Source organism: Kocuria sabuli (genome assembly GCF_040981185.1).
GTDB lineage: Bacteria > Actinomycetota > Actinomycetes > Actinomycetales > Micrococcaceae > Kocuria > Kocuria sabuli.
In genome coordinates this window covers 1-1,152 of the sequence record NZ_JAVHZE010000049.1, presented here as the reverse complement: position 1 = coordinate 1,152, position 1,152 = coordinate 1, and the positions used below count along the sequence as shown (strand labels likewise).

Below are 1,152 nucleotides of genomic sequence, written 5' to 3'. Positions count from 1 at the left end.
GGCGCCGGCGGTGGGGATGGTGTCGCCGACTTTTTCGGTGATCCAGTCGTGGAAGGCCCCGATGTGGTGCTCGGAGGGGACCAGGACGCCGCCGTTGGCGTAGACCTTGGAGCCCATGGCGGGCTGGCAGCGTTCGCAGGCGTCGAAGTCCTGCTGGTTGACCCGGTGGAAGAGCTCCACCGAGGCCGAGACGTCCTTGCCGGACTCCACCACCGAGGGCAGGTAGAGCCAGTCGCACTCCACGATGGTGCGGTCGGCGGCCATGGGGAACATGCGGTGGATGATCACGTGGTCGGGCACGAGGTTGACGAACACGGTGGGCTTGACGGTGATCGCGTAGTAGCGGCGGTCGTGCTCCTCGTCCACCCCGGGCAGCTTGTCCAGTCCTTCGGAGCCGTCGACGGTGAAGCCCTGGACGTTGTCGCCGAACTCCGCGCCGTGGCCGACGAAGTACTGGGCGGCCAGTCCGTCGGCGAACTCGGGCAGCACCTCGGTGAGCTCGGGGTGGATGGTGGCGCAGTGGTAGCACTCCATGAAGTTCTCGATGATGAGCTTCCAGTTGGCCTTCACGTCGTAGGTGATCCGCCGGCCCAGGGAGAGGTTGGCCACGTCGTAGCCCTCGATGGCCTGGGTGTCGCCGAGGCGTTCCTCGATGTCGCCCATGACGTCCTCCTCGAAGGAGGGGGGGTTCTCGGCCAGGCAGACCCAGACGTAGCCGAGGTACTCCCGCACGGCCACGGTGGCCAGGCCGTATTCCTGGCGGTCGATGTCGGGCATCTTGGTGAGGTTGGGGGCGGCGATGAGCTTGCCGTCGAAGTCATAGGTCCAGGCGTGGTAGGGGCACTGGAAGGAGCGGGCGGCCTCGCCGGTCTCCTCCATGCACAGCTTCACCCCGCGGTGGCGGCAGATGTTGTAGAACGCGCGGATGCCGTGCTTGCGGTTGCGGGTGATGATGATCGACTCCCGCCCGATCTGCACGGTGCGGAAGGCTCCGGGCTTGTCGAGGTCGCCCGCGCGCACGGCGCAGAACCACATCTGCTCGAAGATGCGTTCCTGCTCGGCGGCGAACACGGCCTCGTCCACGTAGGTGGAACCGGGCAGGGTGGAGATCAGACTCTCCGAGACAACATTGGTCGACAACTCGAACTCCTT

1 protein-coding gene is annotated in these 1,152 nt (G+C 66.1%); it reads right to left on the bottom strand.

The window, feature by feature from the left end; all coding sequences use genetic code 11:
* A partial coding sequence (locus RE027_RS17765) for an aromatic ring-hydroxylating oxygenase subunit alpha (RefSeq protein ID WP_368809623.1) occupies positions 1-1,140 on the bottom strand: 1,140 nt, incomplete at its 3' end.
* Positions 1,141-1,152: the final 12 nt, after the last annotated feature.